This is a genomic window from Rossellomorea sp. QJM3NY_18, from assembly GCF_056173145.1.
In genome coordinates, this window is record NZ_CM149659.1 from 873,441 (window position 1) to 887,401 (window position 13,961).

The 13,961-nt window shown below is 40.1% G+C and carries 14 protein-coding genes; 11 read left to right on the top strand and 3 right to left on the bottom strand.

Features of this window, described 5'->3' with window-relative positions; translation table 11 throughout:
- The first annotated feature begins 7 nt into the window (after nucleotides 1-7).
- A complete protein-coding gene (locus tag AC0VXY_RS04440) occupies nucleotides 8-1,234 on the top strand; it encodes a DUF819 family protein (RefSeq protein ID WP_475527046.1) in 1,227 nt (408 codons plus the stop codon).
- 93 nt (nucleotides 1,235-1,327) lie between these two features.
- On the opposite strand, the gene AC0VXY_RS04445 is transcribed toward AC0VXY_RS04440, so the two are convergent.
- Nucleotides 1,328-1,465: a hypothetical protein gene (locus AC0VXY_RS04445; RefSeq protein WP_475527047.1), complete on the bottom strand. Its 138-nt coding sequence runs from the start codon at nucleotides 1,463-1,465 to the stop codon at nucleotides 1,328-1,330.
- 474 nt (nucleotides 1,466-1,939) lie between these two features.
- On the opposite strand from AC0VXY_RS04445, the gene AC0VXY_RS04450 reads away from it, so the two are divergent.
- From AC0VXY_RS04450 to AC0VXY_RS04460, 3 genes are read left to right on the top strand one after another with little or no spacing between them, the layout of a single operon-like run.
- Nucleotides 1,940-3,103 (top strand): hypothetical protein, encoded by a 1,164-nt coding sequence (locus AC0VXY_RS04450; protein WP_475527048.1) that lies wholly within the window; start codon nucleotides 1,940-1,942, stop codon nucleotides 3,101-3,103.
- Nucleotides 3,104-3,122: 19 nt separating this feature from the next.
- A complete protein-coding gene (locus AC0VXY_RS04455) occupies nucleotides 3,123-3,368 on the top strand; it encodes a hypothetical protein (protein WP_475527049.1) in 246 nt (81 codons plus the stop codon).
- A gap of 30 nt (nucleotides 3,369-3,398) precedes the next feature.
- Complete coding sequence (locus tag AC0VXY_RS04460) at nucleotides 3,399-3,872, top strand: phospholipase D-like domain-containing protein (protein WP_475527050.1); 474 nt, start codon at nucleotides 3,399-3,401, stop codon at nucleotides 3,870-3,872.
- A 566-nt stretch (nucleotides 3,873-4,438) separates the two neighbouring features.
- On the opposite strand, the gene AC0VXY_RS04465 is transcribed toward AC0VXY_RS04460, so the two are convergent.
- The gene (locus tag AC0VXY_RS04465) at nucleotides 4,439-5,023 is read right to left on the bottom strand and encodes a hypothetical protein (protein ID WP_475527051.1); all 585 of its coding nucleotides are present in this window, start codon (nucleotides 5,021-5,023) and stop codon (nucleotides 4,439-4,441) included.
- Between the two features lie 230 nt (nucleotides 5,024-5,253).
- On the opposite strand from AC0VXY_RS04465, the gene AC0VXY_RS04470 reads away from it, so the two are divergent.
- Together AC0VXY_RS04470 and AC0VXY_RS04475 are read left to right on the top strand one after the other, a co-directional pair.
- Nucleotides 5,254-6,114: a hypothetical protein gene (locus AC0VXY_RS04470; RefSeq protein WP_475527052.1), complete on the top strand. Its 861-nt coding sequence runs from the start codon at nucleotides 5,254-5,256 to the stop codon at nucleotides 6,112-6,114.
- The gene (locus AC0VXY_RS04475; protein ID WP_475527053.1) at nucleotides 6,111-6,671 is read left to right on the top strand and encodes a DnaB-like helicase C-terminal domain-containing protein; all 561 of its coding nucleotides are present in this window, start codon (nucleotides 6,111-6,113) and stop codon (nucleotides 6,669-6,671) included. Before AC0VXY_RS04470 ends, AC0VXY_RS04475 begins: the two co-directional genes overlap by 4 nt.
- Nucleotides 6,672-6,832: 161 nt before the next feature.
- Here the strand turns inward: AC0VXY_RS04475 and AC0VXY_RS04480 are convergent, their stop codons facing one another.
- Complete coding sequence (locus AC0VXY_RS04480; protein WP_475527054.1) at nucleotides 6,833-7,849, bottom strand: LacI family DNA-binding transcriptional regulator; 1,017 nt, start codon at nucleotides 7,847-7,849, stop codon at nucleotides 6,833-6,835.
- A gap of 515 nt (nucleotides 7,850-8,364) precedes the next feature.
- On the opposite strand from AC0VXY_RS04480, the gene AC0VXY_RS04485 reads away from it, so the two are divergent.
- The 5 genes from AC0VXY_RS04485 to AC0VXY_RS04505 are packed head-to-tail and all read left to right on the top strand — an operon-like array spanning nucleotide 8,365 to nucleotide 13,952.
- Nucleotides 8,365-9,684, top strand: coding sequence for an extracellular solute-binding protein (locus AC0VXY_RS04485; RefSeq protein WP_475527055.1), 1,320 nt, complete (start codon nucleotides 8,365-8,367; stop codon nucleotides 9,682-9,684).
- Nucleotides 9,684-10,562: a carbohydrate ABC transporter permease gene (locus AC0VXY_RS04490; protein ID WP_435992967.1), complete on the top strand. Its 879-nt coding sequence runs from the start codon at nucleotides 9,684-9,686 to the stop codon at nucleotides 10,560-10,562. The genes AC0VXY_RS04485 and AC0VXY_RS04490 overlap by 1 nt, the downstream gene beginning before the upstream one ends.
- A complete protein-coding gene (locus AC0VXY_RS04495) occupies nucleotides 10,549-11,379 on the top strand; it encodes a carbohydrate ABC transporter permease (RefSeq protein ID WP_475527056.1) in 831 nt (276 codons plus the stop codon). Before AC0VXY_RS04490 ends, AC0VXY_RS04495 begins: the two co-directional genes overlap by 14 nt.
- A gap of 22 nt (nucleotides 11,380-11,401) precedes the next feature.
- Nucleotides 11,402-13,021, top strand: a complete 1,620-nt coding sequence (locus AC0VXY_RS04500) for an alpha-glucosidase (protein WP_475527057.1) — start codon at nucleotides 11,402-11,404, stop codon at nucleotides 13,019-13,021.
- Nucleotides 12,999-13,952: an MTP-1 family protein gene (locus tag AC0VXY_RS04505; RefSeq protein WP_475527058.1), complete on the top strand. Its 954-nt coding sequence runs from the start codon at nucleotides 12,999-13,001 to the stop codon at nucleotides 13,950-13,952. The genes AC0VXY_RS04500 and AC0VXY_RS04505 overlap by 23 nt, the downstream gene beginning before the upstream one ends.
- Nucleotides 13,953-13,961: the final 9 nt, after the last annotated feature.

Sequence of the window (13,961 nt, forward strand, 5' to 3'; positions counted from 1 at the left end):
AAACGTTATGGAGCAGACTTTAATTAAAGCAGATGATTATGTAACGTTGTGGGGAATCATTGTCGTGTGGGCTTCGGTGAGCATTATTTTAGAGCAGCGCTATAGTTGGGCGGCGAAGATTTCTGGAGCCATTGTTGCGCTGATAGGTGCTATTATTCTATCAAATACGGGGGTTATTCCTACAGAGTCGCCGGTTTATGATGCTGTCTGGACATTTATCATTCCGCTTGCGATTCCGCTGCTGCTTTTCCATGTGAACTTTAAAAAGATCTGGCAGGAAAGCGGACGGTTGTTGATTCTTTTCTTGATCAGCTCCATCGGGACGGTTGCAGGGGTGATCATCAGTTTCTTTTTGTTAAAGGATCATATACCAGTCCTTGATAAGATTGGCGCGATGCTTAGTGCCTCTTATGTTGGTGGCGGGGTAAATTTTGCAGCGATGGCAGCAAAGTTCGAAGCGCCTGGGGAAATGGTTTCTTCCGCCGTGGTCGCAGACAATTTAATGATGGCGATTTATTTCATCGTTCTGATGATGATTCCGGCCATGAGCTTTTTCAGAAGACGCTTTAACGCACCGCATGTGGAAAAAGTTGAGAGCGGAAGAATGAAAGATGAGGGAAAGACCCTTGCGGAAAGCTTTTGGGAGCGAAAGGATATCTCTCTAAAGGATATTGCGTTGTCTGTAGGGACTGCCTTCCTGCTCGTGATGGTTTCGTTTAAAATTGCCGAATTCCTGGACGGAGTGATTCCTTCCGGTGAGGAGACGTCTTTCTTTCTCAATTTGCTGAATGGATTGTTCGGCGACCAGTACTTAATGTTGACTACATTAACCTTCCTGGCACTTGCCTTGTTTCCGAAGTACTTTGAATCGATTAATGGAAGCCAGGAAATCGGTACGTTCCTCATTTACTTGTTCTTTGTGGTGATTGGTATTCCGGCATCAATCCCACTCATTGTCCAAAATGCTCCGCTGCTTCTTGTATTTGTGTTCATTATTGTCGTAGTGAACCTGGCTGTGTCTTTAACAGTAGGAAAACTATTAAAGTATGACCTTGAAGAGATCCTTCTGGCCAGCAATGCCAATGTGGGAGGGCCGACAACCGCTGCTGCGATGGCTATTGCGAAAGGATGGAAAGATTTGATTGGACCGATACTTGTGGTGGGGACTTTAGGGTATATTATTGGGAATTATATTGGGACGACATTGGGATTGTGGTTTTCTGGTTTGATGTGATAGGTTTTCTTTTCTTAACTAGAAAGATCCAATCCTTTGTATGGAAGGTGTGGATATTTCTTTGTGGTGGTCATTAATCTTATATATCCCCCATCAGCCCTTTAACATCTTCTTGATTTCATCTTCTGTAAGGATCGGATTATCTTTCTCCAATGCTTTCAATAATTGTTTTTTCTCATCAGGATATGTCACTTGGTAACTATTGTGGTTACGGAATTTTTCTACTTTCATTAATGGATACTTCCTTTCCTGACTTGGATGTATGAATGCCCCGATTGAATTGCTTTTTTTATATCATCTTGATTATTTATTTTTATTTTAAGTCATTTAATTTAACGAATAAAGCTTGGGAAGATGGCGTTTTGACATATCAATCCTTGTTTAATTTAAGGTGTAATCGAGCTGGGAAACAAAGAAGACGTATTGTAGAATAACTCTTATATTGAGTAATAGACTAAATACTGCGCAGCAAAGAGGATCAGCTTCAGATAACATTGTGAAGGATATTACTTAAACTATAGTGTCGGATTGTTGAAGATGAGTGGTTAACTTGTGTTCAACAATCGGGCCATTTTTTGAATAATAATTTACATTTTAATTGGATAATAATGCTGAAATATATATAGAGATAGTGAAAAAACTTAAACTAACGGAATGATTTAGTAGAATAAGAAGGACCATCGAAGAAATTAAGGAGAGAAAATAATGGATGAATTAGAATTATATTATGAGTATATAGAAAAAATAGCAAAAATAAAAAAATGGGATTTACTCGATTTAGCTTCCTTTTTCAAAGAAGAATTACAAACTAATAATCAATTGATAGATTCATTTATACCTACTAGACAAGCCATAATAACTGAAAATGATAAAAATGGTGTTTTTTACTACTTACACAACGTTATTCTTGAAGGTGATGCTTCTATAGTATTAGTTGTTTCCTCGATAATTCAAGATGTACTCTCATTCAGTAAAGAATTCCATGCTAATCGATCATTTGAAAAGTATCATTCAGAACAAACAGTTTTCAAAAAATTTCCTGAGTTAATTGATGAATTACGTAAAAAGCCAAATGGAAGTAAGGACTTAGAATTAATCAAATTAAGAGCAATTAATTATAATCCCATTCCTAATTTTCCGAAATATAGAACTTGTAAATATAAGGAGCATTATTTGTTTATAAATGAATATTTAGATAGTAGAATACCAAGATATTTTATTGATAAATATGGTAATGAGAATTTATACATCCGTATAGATCCTTATATGTTAAGTAAGGTTGCACCACCAATGATATTAGAAGAAGAATTTTTAAGAACACCAAATCCAAAGTGGATAGCGAGGTTAAAAATATACCCTGGAAAAAGTGAGGGTTGTGAAATTTTCTTACCAGATTTAGGTGATGGGGAGTTTGGAAAGGATGAAAAGAAAAGGAAGCAATTTTATGAGTACAGTATTAAGGGGATTCGAAAATTAGAAACGAATGCAACTATGAAAAATGAATCGAATCAGAAACACTTTAGTATGTCACTAGAAGAACTGTCAGAGGAGAGTTTATCTGAAGGAATATTAGTCGGAAGAATGATTCATTTAGATGCTATAGATTCATATGATATACCATTCAATGAAATACGATTGAATCATTTAGATTTAGCAATAAATATTTATAAAAATAATAAGATAAGCGAAAGAATGGGAAGTAGCTTGGCTTCTGGAGGCGTTATAACAGACGCATCTGTTAGAACACATTTAATAAGAGCAGACAACATCATGTTTTCTGATTTATTAGAACTAGCACAACTATTTTTTAAATCTGAAACTATGGTGGAAGAATGGATTGAAAAACAATTCGAATATATAAAATCGTAAAATTTTGGTAGGTGAAATTATGGATGAAAAACAATTTTTAAGAACAATGATAGAAACATTGAAATGGGATGGTGATGACTTCGAGAATAAAGAAAAAATGCTTAGTATTTTGCGATATGCGGAAATCGACCTTGAAAAGACAACAACTTTTACAAGAAAGTCTTATCAGTACTATGAAGATATAGCTATTAGAGTTAGAATACCGATGTTGAAAGAAGCAAAAAAATTAATCAAATCATTTAGAAATTTAGTATCTTTTATATAGAGAGAGACTGAAGAATATGATTTAAGAAATGTGCTTATTAGACCTAAACCAGTTGAAGGACAAGATATTGAAAACATAGAGCATTCTGTTGTATTTGAAGAGATTAGAGAAGAAATTATACAAGGCATCCGTATCGCAAAATATGTTATTTGGGTATCTGTTGCATGGTTTACAGACAAAGTAATTTACCAAGAACTTTTAACAAAGAAAAAGGAAGGCATACAAGTTAGGATTATTACTTCAGATGCTCCTAATAATGGTAAAGTAAAGGCGGAGTTAATAAGAGACTTTAATGCATTATTTGTTCCTGGATTTGGTACATATGGATACAACCTTGTTCATAATAAATTTTGTATTGTGGATTTTGAATTAGTAATGCATGGCTCATATAATTGGATTTATGCTGCTGAATATAATGATGAAACCTGGATTACTTCAATAGATAAAGAACTTGTTGCTGAATTTGCAGCGGAATATAAGAAGCTATATGTTAAATATATGTAATAGGATAATTTGACCAATTAATTATAGATAAAGATAGTAGATAAAGATCTAAGGAGCTTATGTCTAATCTTTTCGTGTGAGTTTTTAGCATAGCAAAGTAAAGAGTAAAGGTAGATGTAGAGTTTAGGCTCTTACTATATATTATTTATTAGAAAATACTATAGAGCATGAGCAATCCTCCTCAATTTCGGAGGGGAATCGAGAGCTTTTAAAGATGTTCAACAAGGTTCTTAGTAGGAAGGCGTCATTTTTATATGCTCCCACACAAAATATTTTGAGGATATTCACTTAAACTATAGGGGGCTTATGTTGAAGAAGCAACCAGGTTTAAAAGAGGATATCTTGCTGCACAGTAAAACCATACTGTTCAATAGAGAAATGATATACAACAATTGAGCTCTTAAGTTAAATAAGGCTTTATATACAAGATTTTAATAATTTGTATATAAAGCCTTGATTTCTATTTAAAAAAAACACTTCCGTAAACTAAATTACCAGATTCAAAAGGGGCTCTAACTTCTCATTTCGATCTAACCCCACGTAAACATTCACCTGTCTTTTTCCTTCTATTTATACTGTATCTCTAATGATTTCTCTAAGTAATCCAAAATATAAGCTACATTTTCCTGATGTTCTTGATCTCCATCCTTAGGAATATAAAACTTCTCCTGAGACTTCCCATCCCCATCATAAAAAAGAAGATGTCTAGAAGTAGATACTACTTTTAGATTCTGACCAATCCTATGTTGTTGTTTTCCTAGTAAGAAGGCATTTTGATCCTGATCAAACACAATCATGTATTCCTCATTGTTTACTGGCTGGTATTTCTCTTTTAAACGGCGGGCTGATTGTTTTAGGAATGCATGGATTCTGAAGCGGAAATAGAAATACAACACAAGATGTACGACAAGGGATAAACCAAACGCCCATAGAGCCGGGACCATCACTTGCAATACATATGCGAACATCACTGGGGAAGATGTACTGGCTGATTCTTGAAATTCATGATTCCAATACAAAAAGAATACTGTGGAAATCACAAACACTCCGATGTTTCCAAAGAAGTAAACTTTTCTAAAGTAGGGCATGTATTTAAGGAGCTCATAATATCCGTCATCAGACAGCTTGAATGTGAATGTTTTCTTTTGCACATATGGTCATCCTCTCTAATGGTCATTACTTTAAGTCTAGTTTATATAGATGAAAGTTCAAGGGTTTTCATGCCATTAAATGGCGTATTCATTAAGCTCATATGTCCTCCTTTAAACATTCGGACCCCACCCGAATGTTTTTTTTATAAAAAATTTATCCATAGGGTGTCCCTTTCACTCCCATCTCTCTATATAAAGGGTGAAACCAAAATGAATGAGGAGTGATTGTAATGAATGGATGGAGAAAGCTTGAGACAGGTATGTTGGATAAGGAGACGTTTCATCACACGGAGGATCTTCGGTTGTATGTGTTGATTCTGTTGAATGCGACGCATAAAGGCGGGGTTCAGGTTGGGGGTGTGGTGCTTGGGGAGAGGCAGTATGTGCGTTCGCTCCGGAAGCTGCGGGAGGATCTGTGGTTCTATAATGGGAAGAAGATTGATGAGTATTCGCATTCGCGGATTCAGCGTTCGATTAAGCGGTTGGAGAAGTGTGGGTGGTTGAAGGCGGAGAAGTATGAGCATGGGTATGTGTTTACGCTCCGGCCGACGAAGGATTTCGCCTGTGGAGAGTATTTGAGTTGGATGGGGATGTCTAAGAAGGAGGAGGGATGTGAGGAATCCGGTGGTGACCAGCCTGATGATGGGGCTGGTTCCGGGATGTCTTCGTGCGGCGAAAAGGATGTGAAACAGGTGCGGAGAGAACCTGCAAACAGACTTAAGAACTTAGAGAAAGAAGAGATCTTAGAGAACAACAACATCAACACCACTGCCACTAGAGACACTATGGATGTAAATAGACTGCAGGCGCTGATCGGGCATTTCGTTGGCAGGAGGGGACAAGGATTTCTGCTGACGCCGATGGATCACGTGGCAATGGAGCGGATCAGCTTGAGCGAGTTGTCTACGGATGAGCTGATTATGTTCATGGATGAGCAGTTTGACAAGCAGGAGAGCATCAATCCGAAGCTGACGATCAACAGTCCGAAGTATTTGGAGAAGGCACTTGAGGCGTACATCACTCCTCGGGAATCGATGCAGGACATGGATGACTTCTTGGAGGGGCTTGAGGAGATTGTGACGGAGGCATGACGTCGGGAGAGTTCAGGGAGCTGGTGAAGATGATCAAGGGAGCGTATCCTCACCGGCTGCTCAGTCGTGAGCTCGAACTCTCGCAGAATGGGATGATCACCCTGCCTGAAATCAGACAGCGGATCATGAATCTGAAGCGGGAGTACCCGACGGAACCGTTTCTTGTGGTGATTGATTACCTGCAGCTGATTACGGTGAAGGAGCGGTTTGACCGGCATGACCTGGCGATTGGACATATTACGAAGCAGCTGAAGGGGATGGCGAAGGAGTTTGGGATTCCGATCATTCTGTTGTCCCAGTTATCGAGGGGAGTGGAGTCCAGGGATGACAAGCGGCCGAAGTTGTCGGATCTCCGGGATTCGGGGAATATTGAGCAAGATGCGGATGTGGTGTTGTTTTTGTATCGGGATGATTATTATTATCCAGATTCGAAGAACGGGCAGGAAGTGGAAGTGAAGATTGCGAAGAATCGGAATGGGCCGGTGGGGACGGTGAAGCTGGAGTTTGTGAAGGAGTTTGGGCGGTTTCGTGGGGGATGGATGAAGCGGGGGGACTGAAGCAGGGGGACGGTTCTGTTGCTTCGGTTTGAGTGAGTTGGGGGAACAGGTTTGTTGGTTCTTGGATAGGTGATGATAAATGGGGAGGGATTGGGGTGGATATAGACTATGAAAATAGGATGTTGATTGGAGAGGTGAACCAAGGAACCTGTCCCCGTGGTTCACCTATTAACAGCGGTTGATTCTCTAACGATCAATGTGGTGGGCAGCAGAATTTCGTGGATAGGTTCATCCTTATGATTAAGCCTCCAGCTCAACTGTTCGGTTGCTTTTTTACCATAGTAATTTAAATCAATATTAACTGTTGTAATTTTTGGTGTGGCTATTTGGGATAGCTGACCGTTGTCGAAGCTGCAGATTGATATGTCTTTAGGAATGTTGAATCCTTTTTGCTGCAGTACGGACTGGACAAGGAACCCGTGTCCATCGTTTACACAAAACCATGCAGTCGGCATATAAGACAGTCGGTTGACAAATCCACTTATTTCTTCCTGGTTTTCCTTTGCGTCTGTAAATAATAGAGGCTGACTTGGTTCTATTCCATGTTTTTTCAGGGCAAGCATATAGCCTTCTAGTCTCTCCTGGTAGCTTGGGGAAACCTCTATATCTCCTACGAATGCAATGTGTTGATGTCCTAATTGAATCAGGTGCTCAACTGCCTTATAAGCGCCAAAGCGATTGTTCGTCAAAATAGCATCTGCCTGCAGGTATGGAGAGTGATGGTCAATCATCACAGTCGGGATTCCAGTATTAATAATCTTTGAAATATAATCGGTGCTGATATGAGATAGAACTAAAATCCCATCGATTTGATGATTCGATAGCAGGGAGGGAAGGATTAACTTGTCCTTTGAATCCTGATCGATTGATTCAATTAATAAATTCCAGCCGCGTGTCCTCATTTCCTTTTCCACACTGAGGTAAATCTCCCCGAAAAAGCTTTTAAGAGAAAAAGCATAGTCAGAGGCAATAAGGGCGATGTTGATTCCTTTTTTCTCATCAGGCTTTTGGGTATTTCTATTATTCAAATAGGTATACCCTAACTCATCTGCGGCTTTTTGGATTAACATCCTTGTTTCTTCACTAACCCCAGGCTTACCCGACAAAGCCTGCGAAACAGAATTCTTAGAAATATTCAGGCGGTCAGCGATATCCTGCATCGTTACTTTTTTCTTCATATATAAGACTTCTCCTTAATGAAAGTGAATAATAGTAATTAGTTTTGTAATTATATTGTAACGTTACAAATTATTTTTAGCAACATACTTATCATTGTAATTGTTCAACTTGTTATAGGTGTTAAAATACGACTATATATATAAGGCGGTTGATAAGATTGGAAGATTAACCACTACATGAAAAAGTCAACCTTACAGAAAATTTAATTTAATTTGAGTTTGACAGATAATAAGCAAGGTGTAATAATGTATTTGTAAAGTTACTAATTACATTATTTATTAATTACCTATTTTCTTGTAATGATTATAAAAAATCTTTAGAAATGAGGGGTAAAGGATAAATTATTTAAAAAAGTGACCCAGATACAATTGATTATACTTTTTTTTGTAAAGTTATGATAGCGCTATCATTACATCCTCATTAAAAAGATAGGCTAATAGTTTTCTCATTCTACCGGGAACCTTACTGAAAACATAAAGTTAGGAAATCATACTAATAATTGGGGGAATATCGGATGAAAATTAAAAAAGCAGCTTCAATACTCCTTGCTGCCTCACTGACTGTTTCTGGACTTGCGGCTTGTAGTAATGGAGATAAAGGAAACGGAAGCACCAAAGACGGAGTAACAACAATCGAATTCTGGGCGGCGCCAAACCCATCACAGCAAGTGTATTGGAAGGAAATAGCGGAAGAGTTCTCAAAAGAACATCCGGATATCAAGGTAAACGTAAGCCCGATGAAGGAAAGCCCGACATCTGAAGCTGGTATCCAATCAGCGCTTGCTGGCGGCAGTGCACCAACGATGTCAGAAAATATCAACCGTGGTTTTGCTGCTCAACTGTCTGAAAGTAAAGCGATTTTACCGTTGGATGAACTAGAAGGCTGGGATGAAATTAAGAAAAAGAGAAATATGGAAGATACAATGAAAGGCTGGCAGTTTGCTGACGGCCACCAATACGTTTTGCCAATCTATTCGAATGCTATGTTGTTCGGCTGGAGATTGGACCTCCTGAAGGAACTTGGCATTAATGAACCACCAAAAACATATAGTGAAATGCTGGAAGTTGCGAAGAAATTGAAAGAAAAGTACCCGGACAAATATGTTTGGGCTAAACCAGACCTTGCTGATCCAACAGGGTGGAAAAGATGGTTCGACTTCTTCATGCTCTATAATGCCGCATCTGATGGCAACAAGTTCGTAGAGGGAACTGATTTCACTGCAGATAAAGAAGCAGGAAAGCAAGTTCTTGGATTTGTAGATAAGCTGCAAAAAGCAGATGCTTTAATGACTAGGCAGTCTAAAGATCCATTTGAAAGCGGATTGGGAATTTTTACGGATATTGGCCCTTGGACAATTTCTTATTGGAAAGAGAAATTCCCAAAAATGAAATTGAATGAAACCTATGCGTTAGCATTGCCTCCAGTTCCAGACGGAATGGATACAGAAAACGTTAAGACATTCGCAGATACAAAGGGTCTTGTCGTGTATGCTTCAGCAACGAAAGAACAACAAAAGGCTGCGGGCGAATTCATTAAGTGGGTCTATTCAAATCCTGAAAATGATTTGAAATGGCTTGAAAAGACAAACCTGCCACCGGCACGTGATGATTTAACAACGAACGATACTTTCAAAGCGTTCTTTGAAAACAACCCGGCATTACAGCCATACGCTGCTGCCGTTCCAAATGCAATACCGCCTATGGATAACCCTAAATACAATGAGATTCAGACATTGATTGGCCAGAAAGCTTTCAATCCAGTGGTAAAAGGAGAAAAAGATCCGAAAGCTGCATGGAAGGATATGCAAGAGGCCATTGAGGGGGCTCTCAAATAATGAAAAAGAACCAAGGATGGTTGGGCTGGCTTTTTGCCAGTCCTTATCTTTTATATTCAATTGTTTTCTTCCTGATACCACTTGTCTGGTCACTGTTTCTATCTGTGACAGACTGGAACTTAATCTCGCCGACGTATAATTTCGTCGGAATGGAGAATTACGCCGAGGCACTCAAAAGTCAGGGTGTGCAGAGCGCCTTCTTTGTAACCTTTAAATTTATGGGCGTGTTTGTTCCACTAGTTATTGCTTTTTCCCTTATTGTGGCATTGGTTGTTCAAGGGCTTCCAAGATTTAGAGGATTGTTTTTAATCGGATTCTTTCTTCCGTACCTGGCTTCAGGAGTTGTTTCCTCGCTGATCGTGAAAGGGATTTTATCTTACAACAGTCCGCTGAATGAATTCCTTAGAGGTACATTGAACATCGATATTAACTGGCTTGGAACACCGTTTTCTGCACTCTTTGTTGTAGCCTTGATTATTGCCTGGAAATTCACCGGATATTACGCGTTGATTTTAACATCGGGCTTTGGAAGCATCAGTCAAGATGTCTATGAAGCAGCGATGATTGATGGAGTAACACCTTGGCAGCGTTTTTGGAAAATTACGTTTCCGCTCCTCTATCCAGCGTTGTTTACTGTATTGATTTTATCGATTGGTGTTACATTTGGTATTTTCACAGAAGTTTATCAGTTAACCGGAGGTGGGCCGGATTTTGCCACGAATACATGGCAAATGGAGATTTTCACTAAAGCATTCTCTAACCTGCAAGCCGGATACGCTTCTGCTATTGCCATCATCGCATCGATTGTAACGTTTATTGCGATTTACATCATTCGAAAACTCTTAGAACTGTGGGGGAAACGAAATGGTTGGACCTAAGAAAAAAGGATTGGTTTTTCGTTACCTGTTTGCGCTCGTCCTATTGTTAATCATGATTTATCCATATATCTATATGGTGTTGAATTCCTTTGCTGATTGGAGTCAGGTCGATAAGAAATTCTTCCCGACAGAATATTCATTGAAGTCATGGGAATGGCTGCTTGGCGGCGGAGAATCTGTCATCCCTCGCCCGTGGCTCAATGCCTTCTTTAACAGCTTTATCGTATCAGCTGGTTCGACCATTTTGATGATGGTCTCAGCGGTAATGGTTTCTTATGCGCTAGCGAAGATACATTTTAAAGGAAGAGATACGATTAATAACGTGGTCTTATTCCAAATGTTCTTCCCGGCAATCATCTTGCTAATTCCTACATTTTTGGTTATCCAAAAGGTCGGAATGTACGACTCTTACTGGGGAATGATCCTGCCAAAGGCGATGAGCTTATGGGCAGTATTCATGTACACGAACTTCTTCAAGGCAATCCCGGATACATTCATTGAAGCGGCAAAATTGGACGGTGCAAGCGAAATGCAAATCATGTTCAAGATTGTACTGCCAATGTCAAAATCGATTACTACCGTGATCTTCTTGTTCTTGTTCATGGAAAGATGGACAGAGCTGTTATGGGATATGCTTGTTGCGAAGAGTGATAACATGCTTACGTTAAACGTACTTTTATCACAAATGTTCGGCCCGTATGGCGGCTATCCAGGACCGATGTATGCTGCATCCGTATTATTGACATTGCCGATTATCATCATCTTCTTGCTTTTCGCGAAGAAGTTTCAAGAGGGAATGCAATTTACACTTAAGTAACCAGAGATTGGAGTTCAAGCAAATGGTTAAATGGTGGAAGCAATCAGCTTTCTATGAAATATATATGCCAAGTTTCAAGGATGGAAACGGAGATGGACTGGGGGATTTTGCGGGAAACACCTCCAAGCTGGATTATCTCAAGGAGCTCGGAGTAGATGGGCTGTGGCTCACTCCCTTTTATCCATCGCCGAAGGTTGATAATGGCTATGACATTGCTGATTATTATTGTATTGATGAGGTTTATGGGACGATGGAGGACTTTGAAGCATTTATCGCGGAGGCGCATAGGCGAGATATCAAAGTCATAGTCGATATCGTATTGAACCACACGTCTTCCGAGCATGTTTGGTTCAAGGAATCAAGGTCCTCCAAGGATCACCCCAAGCGTGATTGGTATATATGGAGAGACGAACCGAATAACTGGGAATCTTTTTTCAGCGGAACGGCATGGGAATTTGATGAGGCAACCGGTCAATATTATTACCATGCTTTTGCTAGGGAACAGGTGGATTTGAACTGGGCCAACCCTGAAGTCAAAAATGCGATGTATGATGTCATGAGGTTTTGGCTGGAAAAGGGCGTGGATGGGTTCAGACTGGATGTCATCAACTTCCTGACGATCAACGAATCCTTTATCGATAACCCATATCACCATGAAAAAAAGGAACAAATACATTTGTATGACAAGGATCAGGAAGGGATTTTATCGGTTATCGAGGAAATCGCCGATGTGGTTCATCAATATCCGGGTAAATTCCTTGTCGGTGAGGTTGGTTCTGAAGATATTAATATACTGAAACGGTACTCCGGACTGAATAAATTGGATGTATCCTTTAACTTCAACATTGGAAGTATTGCAGAGTTTGATGCAGAAAAGATTTACAAGAAATTGGTTGAAACAGAGAAAGCGTATGATTCCGGGCAGATTGCTACTCTGTTCTTCTCAAGTCACGATATGTCACGCCATATTTCACGGTTTGGAGGTGATGAGGATCGTGCGAAGATGGCAGCGGTGCTGATTCTTACAGCGAAGGGTGTGCCCTTCCTTTACCAGGGCGATGAACTTGGCATGAAGGATTGGGTTCCAGATGACATTATGAAGATGATGGATGTCCAGGGGCGCCTCACCTATGAACAAGCAGTGAAGAGTGGTAAATCTAAGGAGGCAGCGCTGTTTGCTGCGAACGAACGATGCCGTGATAAATCACGTACTCCGATGCAGTGGGATTCTGGTCCTCATGCAGGTTTTTCCGAAGTTGTCCCGTGGATAACGGTGCCAGAGGATGCGTTCCACACTAATGTTGAAAATCAGGAAGGCAACCCTGATTCCATGCTCTCCTTCTATAAAAGAATGTTGAAACTGCGTAAAGAACATACTTCCTTCCAAGCAGGAGAATATGAATTCTTGCGCTTTCAGAATGGAATCCTTTCTTACATAAGAAGCAACGAGATGGAACGGACATTTGTGGCTCTGAACTTTTCTGAAGAGGAAAAATCCCTTGAATTAGAGTTGAAAAACATGAACCTGCTGCTTTCAAATAAGCGAAATAAGGTTGAAAACAGTGAGGTACTAACGATAGTAGGAAATGAAGTCATTATTTTAAAGGAGGATGCTGGGAATGACAGTCTTAACCAAAGGTAATGTAAAAACGTGCAAACAGCTTTTGGAGGAGTTCTCTTCGAAAGCACAGCCGGACCATCCAGAAAAAATCGTATTCTCTGGTGTTGGACGAAAGGATGTCTATAATATTTCAGCACCTTTTGAAGATGAGGGTGATCAGGTCATTGCAGGACGCGTAGAATCGCGTGACAGCGAGCATTCCAGCGTTTATTTCTTTGTGGAGAGAGACGGCGAATGGGTTCCTCGGAAAAACGCGCCTGTATTTGAATTGCAGGATCCTTTTTACACAAGGATTGCCGGTTGCTTAGTCCTCGGAGGCGTACAGATATTCCCGCATCCTGCAATCGAAAATGCATTTGGCTGGCGTACTGTTTTTTATAAAGGAAAGAATATTGCAAGTTTAGAGGAATTTGCCAAGGGACCAGATGGAATGAAGGATCTGCGCCTTGTTGAACTGGCTGATGGCAGCATCGGTGTGTTAACAAGACCTCAGGGAGATAAGGGAGGCAGGGGAAAGATTGGCTGGACCCGTATTTCTACATTGGAAGAATTGACGCTGGATGTCATCAATGAGGCTCCTTTATTTGAAGGTCAGTTTATAGATGAAGAATGGGGAGGAGCGAACGAGCCGCATCTGCTTGCAAATGGTTTGGTTGGTGTACTTGGGCACGTTGCTTCGTTTGATGCAGCTTGCGACCGCCATTATTATCCGATGGTTTTCGCCCTTGATCCGGAAACAGGAGTGTTTTCGGATATGGAGCTGATTGCAACGAGAAGTAATTTTCTTCCAGGTGATTCCAAGCGACCTGACCTGACGGATGTTGTGTTCAGTGGGGGAATTGTACGGAAAGCGGACGGCACAGCAGATATCTATGCCGGAATCAGTGATGCCGAAGCGCAAAAAATCACGATTGCAGATCCATTTTTACAATACGAGCAAAAAACTTACTGAATTGAGGAG

Bases quoted from the DNA above. Each gene is read 5' to 3' on its own strand.
- AC0VXY_RS04440 (WP_475527046.1), top strand. From the start codon at position 8: ATGGAGCAGACTTTAATTAAAGCAGATGATTATGTAACGTTGTGGGGA.
- AC0VXY_RS04445 (WP_475527047.1), bottom strand. From the start codon at position 1,465: ATGAAAGTAGAAAAATTCCGTAACCACAATAGTTACCAAGTGACATAT.
- AC0VXY_RS04450 (WP_475527048.1), top strand. From the start codon at position 1,940: ATGGATGAATTAGAATTATATTATGAGTATATAGAAAAAATAGCAAAA.
- AC0VXY_RS04455 (WP_475527049.1), top strand. From the start codon at position 3,123: ATGGATGAAAAACAATTTTTAAGAACAATGATAGAAACATTGAAATGG.
- AC0VXY_RS04470 (WP_475527052.1), top strand. From the start codon at position 5,254: ATGAATGGATGGAGAAAGCTTGAGACAGGTATGTTGGATAAGGAGACG.
- AC0VXY_RS04475 (WP_475527053.1), top strand. From the start codon at position 6,111: ATGACGTCGGGAGAGTTCAGGGAGCTGGTGAAGATGATCAAGGGAGCG.
- AC0VXY_RS04480 (WP_475527054.1), bottom strand. From the start codon at position 7,849: ATGAAGAAAAAAGTAACGATGCAGGATATCGCTGACCGCCTGAATATT.
- AC0VXY_RS04485 (WP_475527055.1), top strand. From the start codon at position 8,365: ATGAAAATTAAAAAAGCAGCTTCAATACTCCTTGCTGCCTCACTGACT.
- AC0VXY_RS04490 (WP_435992967.1), top strand. From the start codon at position 9,684: ATGAAAAAGAACCAAGGATGGTTGGGCTGGCTTTTTGCCAGTCCTTAT.
- AC0VXY_RS04495 (WP_475527056.1), top strand. From the start codon at position 10,549: ATGGTTGGACCTAAGAAAAAAGGATTGGTTTTTCGTTACCTGTTTGCG.
- AC0VXY_RS04500 (WP_475527057.1), top strand. From the start codon at position 11,402: ATGGTTAAATGGTGGAAGCAATCAGCTTTCTATGAAATATATATGCCA.
- AC0VXY_RS04505 (WP_475527058.1), top strand. From the start codon at position 12,999: ATGACAGTCTTAACCAAAGGTAATGTAAAAACGTGCAAACAGCTTTTG.